Source organism: Zhongshania sp. (genome assembly GCF_029212375.1).
GTDB lineage: Bacteria > Pseudomonadota > Gammaproteobacteria > Pseudomonadales > Spongiibacteraceae > Spongiibacter.
Genome location: NZ_JARGNU010000007.1, coordinates 93,180 through 110,739, shown reverse-complemented (window position 1 = coordinate 110,739; position 17,560 = coordinate 93,180). Strand labels below are relative to the sequence as shown.

Here is a 17,560-nt window from a genome sequence, read left to right as displayed (position 1 = left end):
AAGAATATCAACGCAGCCGAGCCGCTGACCAATTGAAGGAATAAGCTAATAAGAAGTTTAACTGCACGAAAATAATGGCTTAGCGCAGTTTAGTATGTGCTTTCTAATTAAACACCGTATTCTGGCCACAAGTCAGCGAGCCAATGCAGTTCTCGCCAAATTAGGCTCAAGTAGCCCAAATATTCTTTCCCAATGAGGACGTCATCATGACCGAAGTAAGCAAAATTGAAAAAGCCAACGCGCTGGCAAAAGAAATCTTTTTAGCCAACCTAGGTCTGGCAGGCAAAGTATTTGAACAGAGCCAAGACCTGTTTAAGCAGACTGAAGCCAAGCTTAAAGAAACCGAAAGTAAATGCAAAGACGCTTACAGCAAGCGCAACGAATTTTTCGACAGCTTGGTTGTTCGCGGCGAAAAAGTACAAGGCGACGTAGTTTCTAAATTCGAAACTAGCAAAACGCAGCTAACTAGCAAAATTGAAGGTAGCAAATCTACCGCCATTGCTAAATTCAAAGACAGCAAAGCTCAGGCGCTAGCCAAGTTTGAAGAGCTGAAAAGCGAAAGTAATGCCGCCGTTGAAGGCCAGCTAAAAACTCTTCGCGAAGGCTTTGACAAAGTGAAATCTAAAGTTTCTCGCGGCACGGCTGAAGTAACAGAAGTTGTAGCAGAAGCCACCGCGTCGTAAGCATTCGACACCCGTTTTAGGGTGTCAAATCCTAGGTCTGTATCTCACCTATGCTTTTGCACGATGCGCCGTATGGCCATCGTGCTTTTTTCATAACTGAGCTCAGATTAAAAATTCGCATTTGTAGGGTATCCTTACCTATGCAGTAGATTCAGCCATTTTATTTTGCAATGGAGAACACCATGAGCAAAGACAGTAAAAAAAGCCTGCAAGACCTAAAAGACGCCACCAACCACGCTGGCGAAGTAGCTAAAAACATTTGGCTCGCCGGACTTGGCGCCTACGGCCGCGCCTACGACGAAGCCCACGAAGCACTTGAAAAAGCCAGCAAGGAAACCCCAAAGCTGTTCACCGAGTTAGTGGACAAGGGCAACCGCTTGGAAACTCAGGCCCGCGCCAAACTTGGCGAAGCCACTAACATTGGCAAAACCATCTCCATTGAAGAGCGCATCAGTAAAATGCGCGCCAGCCTTGGTTTTGGTCACACTGCCAGCGCCGACGACCTAAGCCGTTTAGAGAAGAAACTAGATGCGCTTAGCAAGAAAGTAGACAGCCTTAGCAAGGCGGCCAAGCCCGCTGTTGAAACGGCACCAAAGGCGCCAGCCAAAGCGAAAGCCCCGCGCAAAGCACCCGTTAAAAAAGCGGCTACCAAAGCCGAATAAAATATTTCCCGAGGAGGGCGAGCGACTCGCCCTCCTCGGAAAAAAATACATCTCACCGCTAACCTTTTATAAACCGCTTAACACGCTGACACTGCTGGACATTCACGCAAGGTTCGTGGCACCTTGTGGCCTCGCTCACAGGAGTCTGTTATCTCGGATGAAAACCCGCGACAAAATTTTATTGCGTAGCCTCACGCTGTTTAATACCGACGGCGAACCGAATGTCACTGCGGTAGACATTGCCAACGAGCTAAACATTAGCCCCGGCAATCTTTACTACCACTTCCATGGCAAAGACGAAATCATCCCCGAGCTTTACGCTGCCTTTGAACTAGAACTTGTTGATATTCTCAGCGCGCCACTCGAAAAAACCCTCGGCGCCCAAGACGCGTGGTTTTATTTATACATCGTTTTTGAACACATATTTAACCACCGCTACCTCTACCGCAATCTCAACGACATTCTGCAACGCTACCCACAAATCGCTAAAAAGTTTTCGAAACTGCTCGAACTAAAAGTACAAGCGGCCCGCGCGGTTGCCCTAGAATTACGCAGTCAAAACTTTCTCGACCTCGACGACGCTCAACTTACTCGGCTCTGCGACAACATCGCCATGTCGCTAACCTTTTGGTTGAATTACAACCAACTGCGCGAGCGTCACACCAGTAATGAAATGATGATTCACCAAGGTGTATTCCAAATTATGTCGCTGATCACCCAGCATCTGCGCCCAGAATACCGTTACTTTTACGACGAGTGCTGCGCCTTGTTTGAGGCTTTAGCGCAAAGTGAGGGCTAGTGTGCTCACGGCAGAATGCTTGACGGGAGATGGGAGACGCTAATAAGTCAAACCAAAGCCCTGAATTAGCTTTGCGTCTTCCATCTCCCATCAAGCGTCTCCCGCGCGTCTAAAAAACCTTGTTGTCAAGCCTCGCACCCGCGCCATAGTTTTTGCATAATGTCCGGCTTCCAGTATTAGATAAGCCGATAATATGAATTCCATCTCCAGCCGTATCGCTCAGGAACTTGGTGTTAAAGAAGCGCAGGTTAGCGCTGCCGTTGCCTTATTAGACGAGGGCGCCACTGTTCCGTTTATCTCCCGCTACCGTAAAGAAGTAACTGGCGGCCTAGACGACACCCAAATGCGTGATCTAGAGTCGCGGCTAGGCTATTTGCGGGAGCTGGAAGATCGGCGCGAGACCATTCTCAGCAGCATTCGCGAGCAAGACAAACTCAGCCCCGAGCTAGAGCGCGATATTCGCGCCGCCGACACCAAGAACCGCCTAGAAGACTTATACCTGCCCTATAAGCCCAAGCGTCGCACCAAAGGCCAAATCGCCATTGAAGCCGGCTTAGAACCGCTGGCTAACACCCTGTTTGACGATCCAAATCAAGAGCCCGCCAGCTTGGCGCTGAATTATTTAAACCCAGAGCTGGGTATCAATGATGTTAAAGGCGCGCTCGACGGCGCCAAATACATTTTGATGGAACGCCTTAGCGAAGACGCCAACTTACTCGCCAAACTGCGCAGTTTTCTGTGGAATGAGTGCCTGCTGTGCAGCACCGTCATGACCGGCAAGGAGCAAGAAGGCGAGAAGTTTAGAGATTACTTCGCCCATAGCGAGCCGCTTAAAACCACGCCCTCACACCGCGCCTTAGCGATGTTTCGCGGCCGCAACGAGAGCATTCTCAGTCTCGCCATTAAATTTAGTGAAGAAGAGGGCACGACTCATCCCTGCGAGGGCATGGTCGCCGAATTTTGGAAAGTGAAGGACGAAGGGCGCCCTGCCGATACTTGGTTAAAAGAAGTGATTCGCTGGACCTGGCGCATTAAGCTCTACACCCACCTCGAAACCGATTTACTAGGGCAGTTGCGCGAACTAGCCGACACCGCTGCAATTGACGTATTTGCTCACAATCTTAAAGACTTGCTCTTGGCTGCACCAGCCGGACAGCGCGCCACCATCGGCCTAGACCCCGGCATGCGCACCGGTGTAAAAGTGGCGGTTATCGACGCCACAGGCAAAGTGGTCGACCACTGCGCTATTTTCCCCACGCCGCCACAGAACAAGATTGCCGAATCCGCCGCAGTGCTATTGGCACTAATCAAAAAGCACGGCGTACAGCTTATCGCCATTGGCAACGGCACTGCCAGCCGCGAAACCGAGCGCTTTGTGAAAGACGTGCTCACCGCGCGCCCCGAGCTGGGCTGCACCAGCGTGATGGTAAACGAGTCTGGCGCCTCGATTTACTCGGCATCAGAATACGCGGCCAAGGAATTCCCCGATCTCGACGTCACCATTCGCGGCGCCATTTCCATTGCCCGTCGCCTGCAGGACCCGCTGGCCGAATTAGTTAAGATCGACCCCAAATCGATCGGTGTTGGTCAGTACCAACACGATGTATCGCAAACTGCGCTATCGCGCACCCTAGAGACGGTGGTCGAAGACTGTGTAAACGCGGTAGGTGTGGATGTAAACACCGCCTCACCGGCACTGCTGGCCCGCGTATCGGGCTTAAACCAAAGCATCTCGGCCAATATTGTTGAATATCGCGACCGCAACGGCGCCTTTAAAAGCCGCGAGCAATTAAAAGAAGTTAACCGCTTTGGCGCCAAAACTTTTGAGCAAGCGGCAGGCTTTTTACGGGTTGTGGGCGGCGACAATCCGCTGGATGCCTCGGCGGTACACCCTGAGTCTTATAGCGTGGTGGAAAAAATCGTTAACCGCTGCGGGCGCGAAGTCAAAAACGTACTGGGCGACAGCAGTTTCTTAAAAACCCTAAAGCCGGCTGAATACGCCGATGAACGCTTTGGTATTCCCACCGTTACCGATATTTTCGCCGAGCTAGACAAGCCCGGCCGCGACCCCCGACCCGATTTCAAAACCGCGACGTTTAAAGACGGCATCGAGAAAATTTCGGATCTTGAACCGGACATGATCCTGGAAGGGGTCGTCACCAATGTCACTAACTTTGGCGCCTTTGTCGATATTGGCGTGCACCAAGACGGTTTGGTGCATATCTCGGCGCTTGCCAATCAGTTTGTGAAAGACCCTCACAGCGTCGTTAAAGCGGGTGATATTGTCAAAGTGAAGGTTATGGAAGTCGACGCGCAGCGCAAGCGGATCGCGCTGTCTATGCGTTTAGAAGACAAGGCCAGCGAGGTGCAAGCGGCCAATAGCAGCGGCGAACGGCGCGGCGCGCGCAACAAGCCAGCGGCCATGCCCAAGCAGCCCCAAAAAGCGGAGAACACCACCATGGCCGCGCTATTTGCGCAGGCTAAGCAAAAGAAGCGCTAACCCCACGGTTACTGGCTTTGCAATTCACACTGTTCCGCAGCCGCTTCGGCGGCGCGGATGTCACTGGCGCTATCACGATACTGCTCGTCATCTGGCGCCAGCGATTCAGCACGACTAATCGCCCTGAGCGCCTGCGCCTTGCAACCACCGGCCAGCAGTGCGTAGGCGTAGTTATTCCACAGCGCCGGATCGTCTTCTGTTAGTGCCAATAAACGTTCAAATAACACAATAGCGCGCTGATGCTCCCCCTGAGACAGAGCTAAATTCGCCTGCGCAGTGAGTACCGGCTGAGAATCTGGCCAGCGCTCCGCGGCCAAGGCATAAAAGCCCGCCGCAAGTTCAGGGTGACCAGTTTGCTCAAATGCATACGCGCTGCTGATTGTCTCGACAGGCTCAGCGGTTACTGGCAGGCGACTGCTATCGACCATCACTCGCGCCCAGTTGTTAGTCCGCGACCATGTTGCCATAAAGGTCGAAAAGGGCAGCCGGTAATAGGCGTGGCTACCCGAGTGCAAAATCAGCTCTTCGCTATCTAAATCGTAGCCAAGGGCTAGCGCATAGTGCCACTGAGGCAACCAAGAAAAGGTCAAATTTTGAAAGACCAACACCGGATTGCCAGCATCAATCTCTTTAAGTAGCGCATAAAGATCTTTGGCTAAGGGGTAGGGCAGTAATCCCAGCCGACGGCTCGCCGCCTGCATCTCTACCGCCAGCGAACCTTTTTTATCGGGAATAAAAAGCTGCTTAGCCAAAGCGTTCTGATCAGCATCAATACCGCGATACTGAGCAACTTCAGCCAAGGCTGCAGGGCCACAATAAAATTGCTGTTGGGCAATAAACGGCACGTCTAACTGACGCCGAGTCCCAAGGGTCTCGGCGTATTCCTTTAGCGGTAAACCAGAACAGGCCTGCAATAGCAGGCACAGAAGAAGAAGGGTATTACTTCGCCGCATTAACAAAGGGGAAGATATCGGTAATACCCAGCACGTCAGTAATAAAGAAGATTAATACCAACAGCGCTAACAGGCCAACCGCGCCGGAACCCGCAGGCATTTCGTCCATGCGGTCGTGCAACATGGCTAACTCGGTGGGGCTTAATGAATCAATACGCGCCTCGACATCTGCCGGTGACACGCCCAACTCTAGCAAGCGCGCGCTCACATCTTTACTGGCCAGCGCCGCTTTCATTTCAGCGCGATCAGATTTAACAGAATACTCTGCCACCATGTTATCGGTGCTAATCACCGCCGCAGAGGCGGTGCTGGCTAATAAGCCCGTCCAAATCATAAAACCGCTCATTACTACGGCCGTGCTACGCTTCGCTAATTTCGTTGTCATACAGCTCACTCCATTTTGCAAATTATCGTCATATCTCATCGCATTCGATTCCGATACAGCCGTGGTAAAGCGTTGTTTATAACTGCGTTGTTTCCGATTTTTCGCTCGCTGGCGCGCTCAACACCAACTGGCCATTCTCTACAGGAATTGTCGACTCCGGTTTGTGATCCATGACTATCGTTTCAGTTTTGCCGTCTAACTGGTAGGTAACACTATAGCCGGTAATTTTCTGATGTGGGTCTTGCACGGTATTGCAGCGCTGCTCTGTCGTGGTGTACACGTCTTTTTGCTGCATATTTTTCTGCACTTTATTGCCCGCGTAACCACCCGCCGCGGCGCCAGCAACCGTCGCTAGCTTTTTGCCATTGCCGCCGCCAACTTGCTTACCAATAACCGCACCTAATACCGCACCAATGACCGTACCAGTGACTTGGTTGCCATCTTTCACTTCAGCCTGATGCTGCACAACTTCGTCGTAACACTCTTGACGGTCGGTGTAATAGGTTTCGGTAATCGGCTGGCTCTCGATAACCTCAGCAAACTGTGGCTTTTTATTCTCTACCAGGGTGGTGTAACCCGCATAACTGCCTGCGGCAGTAACCGCAACCGCGCCAAATATACCGCCCACTAATAAATTTGTGTTCATGCCTGCGTCCTCAGTCATAAATGTCTCGTGACATTATGACTGTAATTGCAGTGAGGAGTGCCACCAAAGAGTGGTTTAAGACTGTGCAGTATTCACACTTTGAGAATTAGTGCTAAACCGCACTAGCTCGGTTTACTTCATAGCAAAATGGCAAAATACACTAATATTTCAACCACTTGCTGGGCAGCACCGAGCGCATCACCGGTGTAACCGCCTATTCGTCGACGCAAATACCAAGCAAATGCTATTCGAAACAGGGCGGCCATAACCATCAGCCCCATTAAAGAATAGACATCGATTACAAGTAGTAGCGGCAGCAGTGGCGCGCCAGAGTACAGCCAATGCTTAAACGGCATAGTCGTCGCCAGCGGTTTAGACTTGCCCTCACCGCGCACATAGTTGAGATCCAACAAATACGAGGTCGACACCCAGCGACTAAATACGTGACCCCAGAGCAGCCCAGCGATTACCACCGAGTTTGTCGGCATCGCATGCAAGCTCGCCGCTTTCAAAGCCAAAATCGAGATCAAGCCGACAGTGCCGTAGGTGCCAATGCGCGAATCTTTCATGATGCGCAGCACATCTTCGCTGCGAAAGCCGCCGCCAAAGCCATCACAGCTGTCTGCAAAGCCGTCTTCGTGGAAGGAGCCGGTAATCAGAATCGACGCAACCATCGACAGTAAAATAGCAATAAGGCTGTTTGCGAACACCGCCAAGGCCGCGCCGTAAACCCCAGCCGCTAACGCCCCAACCAATAGCCCCACCAAGGGAAAGTAGCGCGACGCGCCGTTGAGCTTATTGTCGCTAAAACTGGGGTCTGCGGGCACCGGCAGGCGGGTGAGAAACCCTACCGCCAACAATAAGACCTGCCATTCATAGCGACATCGCTGGCGAGAAATCAAAACCGAACTCCACTTTGTGACAAAACAAACAGCGCTGCCAGAACGAAGCCCAGCTCAGCATTCAAGATGGGCAGTGTAACAAGCCCGCCAATATTGTTGTGCTTTTATTGCCGCTCTGCTCGCAAATCGCACCATGGCAAGCACCTTCAGCGCTACCAACTGGGAATTGTCCATTTTAGATTTTGAAGTGGATTACGCCCAAGCCATTGCTCTGCTAAACTGGCAAATCACACTCATTACATAATATTAAGGTCCTACTATGAGCATTCAGACTGGCGATAGAATTCCCGCGGCAAACCTGAAAGTAATGGGCGAAAAAGGCCCCCAAGACATTACGAGTGAAGAAATTTTTGCCGGTAAAAAAGTAGTCTTATTTGCCGTTCCAGGTGCATTCACCCCCGGCTGCTCACTTACCCACCTACCAGGCTATGTGGTTAATGCCGACAAAATCAAAGCTGCTGGCGTTGATACCATTGTGTGCATGGCCGTGAATGACGCCTTTGTGATGGACGCTTGGGGCAAAGCACAAAATGCCGAGGAATTATTGATGCTGGCCGATGGCAACGGCGACTTTACCAAAGCGCTGGGCTTAGAAATGGATGCCACCGGTTTTGGCATGGGCAGTCGCTCTAAACGTTTTGCCATGATTGTCGACAACGGCACGGTTAGTCACATTGCCGTTGAACCCGCCGGCGGTGTCGACGTTAGCGCCGCAGAAAAAGTCCTCGCTCTATTGTGAGTTCAAACCAGCACACGCCCCGTGTGCTGATCTTCGATTCCGGCGTCGGCTCACTGAGTATTGGCGCCGCAATACACGATCTGCTCCCGGCAATTGACCTGCTCTATGTTATGGATCACGGCGGTTTCCCCTACGGCGAGTGGGATGAAGCCCTGTTAATTACGCATATCTGCGCCACGGTAAGCCGAGTTCTAGCCGCCCACAAGGTCGATTTACTGGTCATGGCCTGCAACTCTGCCAGCACGGCGGTATTACCGGCACTGCGCAGCCAAATACAAATTCCGATTGTAGGCGTGGTGCCCGCCATCAAGCCGGCGGCGGCATTAAGCCAAAGTGGTGTTATAGGCTTACTGGCCACCCCCGGCACGGTGAGTCGCCCTTATACCGCCCAACTAATTCAAGACTTTGCTGCAGACTGCACGGTAATCGCCGTTGGCAGTCGCGAGCTAGCACCGGCCGTAGAAAATTTCATCTGGCATCAACAAGCGCTAGATTCGGTATTGGCAAATGTTGAGCGCGAATTTAGCCAACACCGCGACTTTGCCACAATGGACACCGTCATTTTGGCCTGCACACACTTTCCGTTGGTGCAGCCGCAGTTGGCCGCCTTGCTACCAAATATAAAATGGGTAGATTCGGGGCAGGCCATTGCGCGACGCGTCGCCTACCTAATTGAGGAACTGGGTTTAGAAACAGGAGGGGGAGAAGCTGGCAATCACGCGGCGATCATACTCGGCGATGAGCGTCCGAGCGCAAATTTAAAACGGTATTTACAAGAAAAAAATATTCACATTAGCGCTGATTAAAATCACCGACATTGGCGTTATAAGTGCTAATAACCTCACTCATATTTTCCATTGCAGCATTGTAATTAGCGATGCGCTTGCGGCGGCGCTCGTCGTTGTCGCGGCCAGTACCCAGTGCCGTTTTATCCATGGTATCCAAGCATTTCAAATAGCGCTGGCTGTCTTCTAAAAAACGTTCAACGCGACGTTTCGCCACATTCATGTCCTCAAAATCAGCAATTTCGCCATCAATTAAATCCTGCGGCATTAACGGCAAAATACACGCGGCCTTAGCAATAGGCGCCCAGATCATCATCGCAAAAAAAATAGCCGCAAAAAAACGCATTATGTCGATCCAGAAAAATTTCTTCGCCAGAGTATACCCCAGTTCCACAACGGCATAGCCCCAACAAACACGCAAAATAGAAACACCGAAAATAAAATAGCCAAATAATACGGCGACATATTATTTGGCTATTTTATTTTCGGTCATTGAGCGCTTTGGCCACCACAGGCGCGGCGGCCAGCACTTAACGCCAGTTTTTGTATTTTTCCATCATTACATCCGCACCCATACGGATTAGCGATTCATTGGGCGACCCAGGCTGAACACCTGTAGCCAAAATTGTTTGCTGCACCGCAATTTCCTTGGCGACATCTTCCATGGTTTGCTCGTCAACGGGCTCGCCCTCTGGGGTTTCGGCCTCGCCATCGGCAGCCGCGCGGATCATGGCATCTTGCTCAGAACCAGGTTCAATACCACCGCGGCGCATTACTTCCACCACCGCCAAATCTTCGGCCGCTTGGCGGCTGTCGATGGGGTTGCCCTTAGCATCATAAATACCATCGTTGGGTTCATACGCAGTTTCTGGCGCTTGGCCCATGCTAATGCGAATCATCGCCGCTTCAGTAGAGTCTGGCGCCACACCCGCTTTGCGCACTGCCGCTTCAGCCGCGCGCGCCTTGCCGGCCTGCACTGCCGTAATAGGGCGCCCATGGCGATCGTATATCACCGCTGTTTGAGTCTCCGACGCACTAGTAGAGGCGTCTGCAACGCTAGTTTCTTGGGCTTTTGCTGCCGATTCAGCTGCCTGCAAAGGCAGTGCAACACAGAGTGTAATCCCCGCCAACATATTGAAAACCTTCATGTATCACCCCTAAATTGACCTAATTTTAATACTATTTAAACACTTCTCAGCACCATACATACAAAGCCTGACGGCTCCACCTGTGATAATATCAGAAGCATGACTAGCACAAGCGCCCCACTACAAGACCGCTTTGGTCGCAGTGTCGACTACCTGCGGCTCTCGGTCACTGATCGCTGCGATTTCCGCTGTGTATATTGCATGGCGGAAGATATGACTTTTTTGCCCCGCAAGCAAATTCTCAGCCTTGAGCAGCTATACGATATTGCCAGTAACTTTGTGCAACTTGGCGTTAAAAAAATACGCCTCACCGGCGGCGAACCACTGGTCCGCAACAATGTTATGGCGCTTGTTGAGCGCCTCGGTAAGCTCGAACAACTTGAGCAGCTGCACTTAACCACTAACGGTGCCCAGCTCGACAAATACGCCGCCCCCCTCAAAGCGGCCGGCCTGACCGGCATGAATATCAGCATCGACAGCCTCCAGCCCGACCGCTTTAAGGCCCTGACTCGCTTCGGCGAACTCAGCAAAGTGCTGGCGGGTATCGATGCCGCCGTTACCGTCGGCTTCCAGCGCATCAAACTCAATGCCGTTATTCTAAAGGGCAGGAACGACGACGAAATCCTAGATTTGGTCGATTTTGCCCGCCATAAAAATATTGATATCAGCTTTATCGAAGAAATGCCGCTGGGCCAAATTAGTGAACACGACCGCGCCAAAAGTTTTATTAGCAGCGAGCAAATTCGCGACATCATCCACGCCCGCTACCCCTTAACCACCAGCACCGAGACCACCGGCGGGCCCTCGCGCTATCACCGCATGGCCGACAGCCAGAGCCGCATAGGCTTTATCTCGCCCCACAGCCACAATTTTTGCCATCTGTGCAATCGGGTACGACTAACAGTAGAAGGCCGCCTGCTGCTGTGCCTAGGCAATGAACACTCGCTAAATCTCAAAGAAATTATCGAGGCCCACCCCGGCGACGACGGCATTTTGCAAGCCGCACTCATCAAGGCCATGGACCTCAAGCCCGAGCGCCATCACTTTGATCTCGACGGCGAGCCCCAAATCGTGCGCTTTATGAATACCACTGGCGGCTAATGCGCAAGCTATCGCCGCCTAGCCAGGGTCCACGTCAGCCGGCGTCGCCATGAACAGTGCCACCGTAATTGCCCAACTCGGTCTTGAGCCCCACCTTGAAGGTGGCTATTTTCGGCGCAGCTATACTGCGCCGCACGCGCTCAATGGCCGCGCCGCGATGTCGGCAATTTACTATTTGCTCAGCACCGCCAGCCCCCGCGGTCATTTACATCGTAATCGCTCGGACATTCTGCATTTTTGGCAGGGCGGCAGTGCGCTGCACTACACGCTAATCTCGCCAACAGGCGAGTTAAGTCAGCCAGTCATGGGGCCCGATATTAGCAAAGGCGAAGTACTGCAAATGCTGGTGCCGGGCGGCTACTGGAAAGCCTCCGAACTGAAAGACCATCATTCGGCCAATTGCGACTACGGGCTTATCTCAGAAGCAGTCTGCCCCGGCTTTGACTTTGCCGATCACGAATTGGCCAGTGCCGCGCAAATCCAGCGCGACTACGCCGAGCACTGGCCAGCCGTGGCACACCTTATTTCATCCGCAATACGCGACGACAAAAATCAATAACACCGGAAGCCCAGCCATGAGCGACGCCCGCAATAATATCGACCAACTCATCGCCGAACTGGCCAAGCAGGGCTATATCGCCAGCTCAGCAATTGCCACCACCCTGTATATTGCCCAGCAATTAGAGCGCCCGATTCTCATTGAAGGGCCACCGGGGGTCGGTAAAACCGAACTCGCCAATGCCACCGCCGCCATGCTCAATAAGCCCATGTTTCGCCTACAATGTTACGAGGGCCTAGACGAAAGCAAAGCCTTGTACGACTGGAAATACAGCAAGCAATTACTGTATGTGCAGGTGCTAAAGGAACAATTACAGGAAATTCTCGATGGCGCCGAAGGCCTCAGCTCAGCGGTTGAACGCCTGCACAATTTTGACGATATTTTTTACTCAGAGCGTTTTCTTGAACCCCGCCCGCTGCTCAAAGCGCTGCAAAGCGAGAGCGGCGCGGTATTACTTATCGACGAGATCGACAAAGCGGACTACGAATTTGAGTCCTTGCTGCTGGAAATTCTCGCCGACTTTAAAGTGACTCTGCCGGAAATTGGCACCTTGAGCGCAGTCCACAAACCACTGGTTATTCTCACCAGCAATAATACCCGCGACCTCAGTGACGCCCTCAAACGGCGCTGCCTACATCTGTATATTCCCTTTCCAGAAGCCAAGCTCGAGAACCAAATTGTGCAGAGCAGGGTACCCGAGGTGCCCGAGGCCCTGCGCCGCCAGCTGGTCAACTTTGTGCACAGCGTGCGCAGTTTCGATTTAAAGAAACAGCCGGCGATCAGTGAAACCATCGACTGGGCGCGCAGTTTACTGTTGCTGCACAGCAGCAGCCTGTCTAAGCAATTGGTCGAAGACACCCTCAATGTATTGCTCAAATACGAGGAAGATATCGCCATGATCACGCCGGAATTGCACAGCCTTATCAAAAAATCCGACGACGGTCGCTAGGCTTAGGCTGTTATGGACAATATCCTGCTGCAATTCATCCGCCACCTGCGCCACCACGGTTTGCCGGTGTCGACCGCCGAAACCTTGGACGCCATGCAAGTCACCGCGACCCTAGGCTACAACGACCCCGTATTGCTGCGCGATGGCCTAGCCAGCTGCCTAGCCAAGACCGTGGACGACAACGACACCTTTACCCAGTGTTTTGAGCGCTTTTTCCACTTAGAAAGGGCTCTCGACCCAGCAGCAGCGCCAAACTCAGATGTCGAGCCCAGCGCCACGCCAAATGAAGGCCTGGCCGATGAAACGTCTAGCAGCGGCCAAGGCGGAACCGAGGCCAGCGATGAGGGCGCGGGGCAGGGTGAGGGAGACGCCAACAGTCAGGGTCAAGGCGAGGCGGGCGCACAAGGTGAAAGCAGCGCGACTATGCCAGGCAAGGGCGGCGGTGGCGGCGGGCAGGGCAGCCAACGTCGCGCCGAGGTAGTGCGCGCCGCCGCTGAAGCCAAACTAGAAGATATTCAGTACCGCACCCAGCGCGGCATTTTTCGGCGCCGCATTCTCGACGCCCTCGGCGACAAGCAGCGCCAAATCGACATTCAAGCACTGCGCGATGCGGGTAACGACGAGCAGGCTGACTGGCTTGAACAAATTCGCCAAGCTCAGATTGGCCTCGTGATCGAGGCAATCAATCGGCAATTACTACTCAATAATGATGCCGCCAACCGCGAGATTCGCGACGATATTCTCCAGAACAGCTCGCTGTCGGCCATGGAGTCTTACCACCGCGAACGCCTGCCGCCGCTGATTCGCAAACTCGCCAAAAAGCTTGCTGCTCGGCATCGCCAGCGCCATCGCCACGCCCGCAAGGGCAAGCTCGACTTGGGTAAAACCCTGCGTCGCAATATTGCCTACGGCGGCATTCCCTTTCATCGCTTCTGGAAAACCACTCGCAAAGACAAAAGCGAAATTTTTGTGCTCTGTGATGTTAGCGGCTCGGTCAGCGCTTGGTCCCGTGTGCTGTTGCTGTTTATGCAGGCGCTCAGCGATGTATTACCCAGCACGCGCTGCTTTGTATTTTGCGGCCAGAGCATTGAAGTAACAGATTTATTTCGCCAGTACCCCGCCGACCAAGCGCTGGCGATTATCCAGCAGCGCCACGGTTTAGGTGGCAGCGACTACGGTTTGGCACTGAATAGCTTTCGCGAGCAAATTAGCGACAAACTCAACCGCCGCAGCTGCGTCATAGTCCTTGGTGATGGCCGCGGCAACGGTGGCGACACCGGCATTGCCGCACTGCGCGACATCTACCACCGCGCCCGCCTCGTGCTGTGGTTTAATCCAGAGTCGCACTACAGCTGGAATACCGGCGATTCCGAAATACGCCGCTACCAGAGTGCCGCCCACTATGTTGCGGAATGCGGCTCCTTGCGCAAACTAGAGCGATTACTAGACGGCCTATTAAGTCTATTACGTTAAAGAGCTGTGAAAATTGCTCGGCACAAATACACCCTCACTGGCGATGTAGTCAGCGGGTAAACTCGCTACTATAAGCACTGACCCAAACCTTCGCGGACACCCATGAACAAGCTCAAGCATTTTATCAGTCAGTCTTTTATCGGTGGCGTGCTGGTTATAGCGCCGATTATTATTTTATTACTGGCCATGCGCTGGGCCATGAACAGCGTTCAGGCGCTCATTGCCCCGCTCACCAACCCACTTGAGCGACTTACCGGCGCACCGAGCTTGGCCATAGACGCTCTCGTTATCGCCCTTATTCTGCTGGGCTGCTTTATGGTTGGTACCTTGGTTGCTACCAGCGCGGGTCGCTGGCTGCAAAATTTTATCGACAACCACCTCGCCCGCTTTGCCCCAGGCTACAAATTAATCCGCGACATTATTCAGCAAATGTTTGGCGCTAATAGCAATTCACCGTTTACCCGCGGCGAAGCCGCCGTAGTTCAGCTTTACGGCACCCAGAGCCCAGCCCGCGCCACCGCCATTATCACCAGCCGCCACAGCAATGGCTGGTATACCGTGTTTGTACCCACCGGCCCCAACCCAACCTCGGGCTTTGTCTATCACCTGCCGCCAGATTGTGTAGAACCGCGACCCGACATTAAATTAGACGCCGCCTTCCGGTCTATAATCTCCTGTGGTGCCGGTTCAGCCGAATTGGGTATTATCACAACAAACACCGAACAAAAGACCGCAAACCCATGAGCATGGCCCACGCTAATAACCGATCAAAAAGCATTCCGCTATGAACCAAGCTAACCTAATCAAACCCGTACTTAAGGTCTGCAGCTTAATTCTGCTGGTGTTTGGCCTGCTGATGGCGGTACCGCTACTCATGGCAATTATCTATAACACCGGCAATAGCCGCGCCTTTGCCAGTGCACTGACCCTAACGGTAACCCTCGCCGCCTGTGGCTGGATGCTATCGCGCTCCTACCACATGAATATGCTCACGCCGCGGCAAATGTTTTTAATCACCACCAGTTCATGGCTACTCATCTCGCTGACCGGCGCGCTACCATTTCTGCTCATACCCGACTTTTGCGATTTCACCGACGCCGTATTTGAGTCAGTGTCTGGCCTAACCACCACCGGTTCTACCGTATTGGTGGGGTTAGACGGCATGGCCCACGACATTTTAGTGTGGCGTTCAATGTTGCAGTGGGTTGGCGGGCTTGGCGTTATTGGCATGGCAGTGGCAATACTGCCATTTTTGAAAGTAGGCGGCATGCGTCTATTCCAAACCGAATCATCCGACTGGTCAGACAAAACCACCCGCTCAGGGATAATGGTGACGATGATTATCTACATTTACATCATTCTCACTTTTTTGTGCGCTGGGGCCTATATGCTCGACGGCATGGATGGCTTTCACGCGGTTAACCACGCCATGACTACCATCTCGACTGGCGGCTACTCGACTTCAGACAGCTCCTTTGCGCAGTTCGCCGACCTGCCGAGCCATTGGATCGCCATCTTTTTTATGATCTTGGGCGCCATGCCGTTTACCATTTATGTCCACTTTGTTATTAAGCGGCACTGGCAGGTTTTTAACGACCAACAAATTCGCGGCTTTTTGCTCACCCTGCTCGTTCTCAGTGTGGTTATTACCCTACATCTGCTCTCAGAAACCGACATAGACCTCGCCCACGCCTTCACTTACGCCACCTTTAACTTGGTCTCGGTCATTACCACCACCGGCTTTGCCAGCGGCGACTACTCCCAGTGGGGCGAACTTGCTGTCGCCGCCTTTTTCTTCGCTATGTTTATTGGCGGTTGCTCGGGATCGACCAGCGGCGGCATTAAAATATTCCGTTTCCAGTTACTGTTTATGATGATGCAAGAAAGCATCATCCGCGCCGTGCATCCCCGAGCCATGATCCGCCGTTACTACAATAAGCGTCCGGTAGACGACAGCATTGTGCTGTCGGCAGTCACCTTTGTTTTTATTATGTTGTTATCTCTCGTAATGATAACCCTGCTACTCGCCTTTAGCGGCTTAGACCTCGTCACCAGCCTCACCGGCGCCGCCACCGCACTGATGAACGTTGGCCCAGGACTCGGCGACATTATCGGCCCCGCAGGCAATTTCTCTAGTTTGCCCGACAGCAGTAAATGGATTTTAAGTTTAGGAATGTTACTCGGTAGACTGGAATTTATGACCGTGATTTTGGTGCTAACGCCAACGTACTGGAAGAGTTAATTTTAGCTTGAATGGCAAACACCAGCTAAATTAACTCATTTCACTCGTTACCCAAGCCTCAAGTAGCGCGGCATTGCGCAGGTTTTTACGAAACGCAACATCGGCAATATCGCCGATTATCGGCACGCTGCCCAGCAAAAAATCCAAGCCGATATTCGCCAGCATTTTTAATTGCAGTGACCGCGGCGCGCCAATTTGGCGGGCCTGCCAGACCACTCCTAGGCCGAGAAGAGCGCTGAGTAAATCACCAGCAACTGGTAACAAACCCAGCAGCGCGTCTACACCGAAGCGCCATCGTGTATTTGGAATACCCCAAGCGCCGTCGAGCAGGGTAGCCAATTGCTGACTGCGGCGCAGCCGTGCTTGAACTTCGCTTGCATCCATTTATCTACTTTTTGCCTATGATGTAGACCGCATGAATAATCCCTGGCAAATAACCACACAAGGTAAGGATGATATTTATCCAGAAGTGTTTACCAAAGCCCACTTGTAGAAATACACCAACGGGCGGTAAAAAAATGGCAAAAATAATGCGAATAATATCCATAAAAATTTACACTCTTTCGTTGCTAAAGCTGTGCGGTGTTATTCACGGTAGCACAGATCAGTCATGATTGACCCCAGCGCAGACGGTAGGCGGCCAACGACATAACTACACGCGCCGACTTACTCCCTTGGCGCCGGCTTGGGTTCCGCCAAACTCACCGCATAGCGATTAAGCTCGGCCCGCACGCTATTAAACCGAAACAAACCGATCACCAACACCACCAAACCACACGCTGCTAGCCCCCATGCGGTAGCGATATAAGAGTGCAATTCGGAAAAAAATTGAAATAGCACAACAGCGGCGGCCAGTAACGACAAGCCTGTGCGGATATAAGCCAGAAAAGTGCGCTCGTTTGCGAGGCGAGTACGTTCAAGCGCCAATTTGTCGCGGGTATCAGAGTCACCATTCATAGTATTACCTATCATTACCGTAGATCAGCGCTTTGCCACACCTTGGTGTATATGCATTAGCGCCCTTGATTCTTTCT

At 52.5% G+C, this 17,560-nt stretch carries 21 protein-coding genes; 12 read left to right on the top strand and 9 right to left on the bottom strand.

Annotated elements, in window-relative coordinates:
• The first annotated feature begins 206 nt into the window (after positions 1 to 206).
• The 4 genes from P1U47_RS09385 (at position 207) to P1U47_RS09370 (ending at position 4,644) form a co-directional block, all read left to right on the top strand.
• Positions 207 to 683 (top strand): hypothetical protein, encoded by a 477-nt coding sequence (locus tag P1U47_RS09385; protein WP_301028533.1) that lies wholly within the window; start codon positions 207 to 209, stop codon positions 681 to 683.
• 182 nt (positions 684 to 865) lie between these two features.
• The gene (locus tag P1U47_RS09380; protein ID WP_301028532.1) at positions 866 to 1,345 is read left to right on the top strand and encodes a phasin family protein; all 480 of its coding nucleotides are present in this window, start codon (positions 866 to 868) and stop codon (positions 1,343 to 1,345) included.
• A 157-nt stretch (positions 1,346 to 1,502) separates the two neighbouring features.
• A complete protein-coding gene (locus P1U47_RS09375; protein WP_301028531.1) occupies positions 1,503 to 2,144 on the top strand; it encodes a TetR/AcrR family transcriptional regulator in 642 nt (213 codons plus the stop codon).
• 193 nt (positions 2,145 to 2,337) lie between these two features.
• Positions 2,338 to 4,644, top strand: a complete 2,307-nt coding sequence (locus P1U47_RS09370) for a Tex family protein (protein WP_301028530.1) — start codon at positions 2,338 to 2,340, stop codon at positions 4,642 to 4,644.
• 8 nt (positions 4,645 to 4,652) lie between these two features.
• Here P1U47_RS09370 and P1U47_RS09365 read toward each other — a convergent pair whose 3' ends face one another.
• The 4 genes from P1U47_RS09365 to P1U47_RS09350 form a co-directional block, all read right to left on the bottom strand.
• On the bottom strand, positions 4,653 to 5,558 hold the full coding sequence (locus tag P1U47_RS09365) for a PA2778 family cysteine peptidase (RefSeq protein ID WP_301028529.1): 906 nt from the start codon (positions 5,556 to 5,558) through the stop codon (positions 4,653 to 4,655).
• 25 nt (positions 5,559 to 5,583) lie between these two features.
• Positions 5,584 to 5,982 (bottom strand): PA2779 family protein, encoded by a 399-nt coding sequence (locus P1U47_RS09360; RefSeq protein ID WP_301028528.1) that lies wholly within the window; start codon positions 5,980 to 5,982, stop codon positions 5,584 to 5,586.
• A 76-nt stretch (positions 5,983 to 6,058) separates the two neighbouring features.
• Positions 6,059 to 6,628, bottom strand: coding sequence for a glycine zipper 2TM domain-containing protein (locus P1U47_RS09355; protein ID WP_301028527.1), 570 nt, complete (start codon positions 6,626 to 6,628; stop codon positions 6,059 to 6,061).
• Positions 6,629 to 6,765: 137 nt separating this feature from the next.
• Positions 6,766 to 7,530: an adenosylcobinamide-GDP ribazoletransferase gene (locus P1U47_RS09350; protein WP_301028525.1), complete on the bottom strand. Its 765-nt coding sequence runs from the start codon at positions 7,528 to 7,530 to the stop codon at positions 6,766 to 6,768.
• A gap of 259 nt (positions 7,531 to 7,789) precedes the next feature.
• Here P1U47_RS09350 and P1U47_RS09345 point away from each other — a divergent pair, with 259 nt between their 5' ends.
• Together P1U47_RS09345 and murI are read left to right on the top strand one after the other, a co-directional pair.
• Positions 7,790 to 8,269: a peroxiredoxin gene (locus P1U47_RS09345; RefSeq protein WP_301028523.1), complete on the top strand. Its 480-nt coding sequence runs from the start codon at positions 7,790 to 7,792 to the stop codon at positions 8,267 to 8,269.
• Positions 8,266 to 9,075: a glutamate racemase gene (gene murI / locus P1U47_RS09340; protein WP_301028522.1), complete on the top strand. Its 810-nt coding sequence runs from the start codon at positions 8,266 to 8,268 to the stop codon at positions 9,073 to 9,075. Before P1U47_RS09345 ends, murI begins: the two co-directional genes overlap by 4 nt.
• Here murI and P1U47_RS09335 read toward each other — a convergent pair.
• Both P1U47_RS09335 and P1U47_RS09330 read right to left on the bottom strand, forming a co-directional pair.
• Positions 9,062 to 9,400 (bottom strand): hypothetical protein, encoded by a 339-nt coding sequence (locus tag P1U47_RS09335; protein ID WP_301028521.1) that lies wholly within the window; start codon positions 9,398 to 9,400, stop codon positions 9,062 to 9,064. The genes murI and P1U47_RS09335 overlap by 14 nt on opposite strands.
• 184 nt (positions 9,401 to 9,584) lie before the next feature.
• Entirely contained in the window at positions 9,585 to 10,202 is a 618-nt protein-coding gene (locus tag P1U47_RS09330; RefSeq protein WP_301028520.1) for a hypothetical protein, read from the bottom strand.
• 99 nt (positions 10,203 to 10,301) lie between these two features.
• Between P1U47_RS09330 and moaA the strand changes: the two genes are divergently transcribed.
• From moaA to P1U47_RS09300, 6 genes are all read left to right on the top strand, one after another.
• Complete coding sequence (moaA, locus tag P1U47_RS09325) at positions 10,302 to 11,303, top strand: GTP 3',8-cyclase MoaA (RefSeq protein WP_301028519.1); 1,002 nt, start codon at positions 10,302 to 10,304, stop codon at positions 11,301 to 11,303.
• Positions 11,304 to 11,352: 49 nt separating this feature from the next.
• Positions 11,353 to 11,862: a cupin domain-containing protein gene (locus P1U47_RS09320; RefSeq protein ID WP_301028518.1), complete on the top strand. Its 510-nt coding sequence runs from the start codon at positions 11,353 to 11,355 to the stop codon at positions 11,860 to 11,862.
• 16 nt (positions 11,863 to 11,878) lie between these two features.
• Positions 11,879 to 12,811: a MoxR family ATPase gene (locus P1U47_RS09315; protein WP_301028517.1), complete on the top strand. Its 933-nt coding sequence runs from the start codon at positions 11,879 to 11,881 to the stop codon at positions 12,809 to 12,811.
• A 12-nt stretch (positions 12,812 to 12,823) separates the two neighbouring features.
• Positions 12,824 to 14,284 (top strand): VWA domain-containing protein, encoded by a 1,461-nt coding sequence (locus P1U47_RS09310; RefSeq protein WP_301028516.1) that lies wholly within the window; start codon positions 12,824 to 12,826, stop codon positions 14,282 to 14,284.
• A 102-nt stretch (positions 14,285 to 14,386) separates the two neighbouring features.
• A complete protein-coding gene (locus tag P1U47_RS09305) occupies positions 14,387 to 15,028 on the top strand; it encodes a DUF502 domain-containing protein (protein ID WP_301028515.1) in 642 nt (213 codons plus the stop codon).
• Between the two features lie 40 nt (positions 15,029 to 15,068).
• Positions 15,069 to 16,526 (top strand): TrkH family potassium uptake protein, encoded by a 1,458-nt coding sequence (locus tag P1U47_RS09300; RefSeq protein WP_301028514.1) that lies wholly within the window; start codon positions 15,069 to 15,071, stop codon positions 16,524 to 16,526.
• Positions 16,527 to 16,556: 30 nt separating this feature from the next.
• Here P1U47_RS09300 and P1U47_RS09295 read toward each other — a convergent pair whose 3' ends face one another.
• From P1U47_RS09295 to P1U47_RS09285, 3 genes are all read right to left on the bottom strand, one after another.
• Positions 16,557 to 16,910 (bottom strand): DUF4112 domain-containing protein, encoded by a 354-nt coding sequence (locus P1U47_RS09295; RefSeq protein ID WP_301028513.1) that lies wholly within the window; start codon positions 16,908 to 16,910, stop codon positions 16,557 to 16,559.
• Between the two features lie 4 nt (positions 16,911 to 16,914).
• Complete coding sequence (locus P1U47_RS09290) at positions 16,915 to 17,073, bottom strand: YqaE/Pmp3 family membrane protein (protein WP_301028512.1); 159 nt, start codon at positions 17,071 to 17,073, stop codon at positions 16,915 to 16,917.
• Between the two features lie 119 nt (positions 17,074 to 17,192).
• Complete coding sequence (locus P1U47_RS09285; protein ID WP_301028511.1) at positions 17,193 to 17,483, bottom strand: DUF202 domain-containing protein; 291 nt, start codon at positions 17,481 to 17,483, stop codon at positions 17,193 to 17,195.
• Positions 17,484 to 17,560: the final 77 nt, after the last annotated feature.

Coding starts and splice junctions, on each gene's coding strand:
- P1U47_RS09355 (WP_301028527.1), bottom strand. CDS start 6,628: ATGAACACAAATTTATTAGTGGGCGGTATATTTGGCGCGGTTGCGGTT.
- P1U47_RS09315 (WP_301028517.1), top strand. CDS start 11,879: ATGAGCGACGCCCGCAATAATATCGACCAACTCATCGCCGAACTGGCC.
- P1U47_RS09295 (WP_301028513.1), bottom strand. CDS start 16,910: ATGGATGCAAGCGAAGTTCAAGCACGGCTGCGCCGCAGTCAGCAATTG.
- P1U47_RS09305 (WP_301028515.1), top strand. CDS start 14,387: ATGAACAAGCTCAAGCATTTTATCAGTCAGTCTTTTATCGGTGGCGTG.
- P1U47_RS09320 (WP_301028518.1), top strand. CDS start 11,353: ATGAACAGTGCCACCGTAATTGCCCAACTCGGTCTTGAGCCCCACCTT.
- P1U47_RS09290 (WP_301028512.1), bottom strand. CDS start 17,073: ATGGATATTATTCGCATTATTTTTGCCATTTTTTTACCGCCCGTTGGT.
- P1U47_RS09310 (WP_301028516.1), top strand. CDS start 12,824: ATGGACAATATCCTGCTGCAATTCATCCGCCACCTGCGCCACCACGGT.
- P1U47_RS09285 (WP_301028511.1), bottom strand. CDS start 17,483: ATGAATGGTGACTCTGATACCCGCGACAAATTGGCGCTTGAACGTACT.
- P1U47_RS09385 (WP_301028533.1), top strand. CDS start 207: ATGACCGAAGTAAGCAAAATTGAAAAAGCCAACGCGCTGGCAAAAGAA.
- P1U47_RS09345 (WP_301028523.1), top strand. CDS start 7,790: ATGAGCATTCAGACTGGCGATAGAATTCCCGCGGCAAACCTGAAAGTA.
- P1U47_RS09380 (WP_301028532.1), top strand. CDS start 866: ATGAGCAAAGACAGTAAAAAAAGCCTGCAAGACCTAAAAGACGCCACC.
- P1U47_RS09300 (WP_301028514.1), top strand. CDS start 15,069: ATGAACCAAGCTAACCTAATCAAACCCGTACTTAAGGTCTGCAGCTTA.
- moaA (WP_301028519.1), top strand. CDS start 10,302: ATGACTAGCACAAGCGCCCCACTACAAGACCGCTTTGGTCGCAGTGTC.
- P1U47_RS09375 (WP_301028531.1), top strand. CDS start 1,503: ATGAAAACCCGCGACAAAATTTTATTGCGTAGCCTCACGCTGTTTAAT.
- P1U47_RS09370 (WP_301028530.1), top strand. CDS start 2,338: ATGAATTCCATCTCCAGCCGTATCGCTCAGGAACTTGGTGTTAAAGAA.
- P1U47_RS09330 (WP_301028520.1), bottom strand. CDS start 10,202: ATGAAGGTTTTCAATATGTTGGCGGGGATTACACTCTGTGTTGCACTG.
- P1U47_RS09335 (WP_301028521.1), bottom strand. CDS start 9,400: ATGCGTTTTTTTGCGGCTATTTTTTTTGCGATGATGATCTGGGCGCCT.
- P1U47_RS09360 (WP_301028528.1), bottom strand. CDS start 5,982: ATGACAACGAAATTAGCGAAGCGTAGCACGGCCGTAGTAATGAGCGGT.